Source organism: Vibrio sp. 811, assembly GCF_033339195.1.
In genome coordinates this window covers 1-590 of sequence record NZ_JAWOUB010000658.1, presented here as the reverse complement: position 1 = coordinate 590, position 590 = coordinate 1, and the positions used below count along the sequence as shown (strand labels likewise).

Annotated in this window: 1 protein-coding gene and 1 pseudogene; both read left to right on the top strand. The window is 48.0% G+C overall.

Annotated elements, in window-relative coordinates; all coding sequences use genetic code 11:
- A partial coding sequence (locus tag R7Q46_RS28670) for a molybdopterin dinucleotide binding domain-containing protein (protein ID WP_318078508.1) occupies nt 1–328 on the top strand: 328 nt, incomplete at its 5' end.
- Between the two features lie 105 nt (nt 329–433).
- Nucleotides 434–590, top strand: a pseudogene (locus tag R7Q46_RS28665) (endonuclease/exonuclease/phosphatase family protein); the annotation flags it as partial.

Sequence of the window (590 nt, the reverse complement as noted above, 5' to 3'; positions counted from 1 at the left end):
AACGAAAGGGTTGGATAACCTTGCTGGGCCAAGAGCGATGATCAGTGTTGAAGATGCCGAAGCAATTGGTATCCATAATGGTCAGCGCCTAAAAGTGTCGACTCGTCGTGGCAGCATCGAAATTGATGCGTTTGTGACCAAGCGAATGCAAAAAGGCGTCGTGTTTATTCCGTTCCATTTCGTTGAGTCGCCAGTCAACCGCTTGACGACTACGGCAACGGACCCGCATGCGAAAATTCCTGAATTCAAAGTCGCAGCGGTTAAGATTGAAATCAGTGAAACGGCCGCTCAACCAGAGCCTGTCGAGGAGGCGGTACACCACGTCTAACATCAACGCTTCACGCACTGGCGAGTTGAGAAATTGCATTTAAGCTTATGATATGTAATAGCGAAACGAGCAGTGCGTGTGTCGAGCGTTTTTAAGTGGATAATATTGCTTCTACCTGCTCTTATTTGGCTGGCGGTCAGGCAAATTGAACATATTTGGTGGGCGGAGAATCTTACCTCGATTCCCGCCCTCATTGTGTTCACTTACGTTGTTTTAGCCTCGGCGTTTTTTATCGCTCGCCGATGGTTGCAAAGTGCATTTT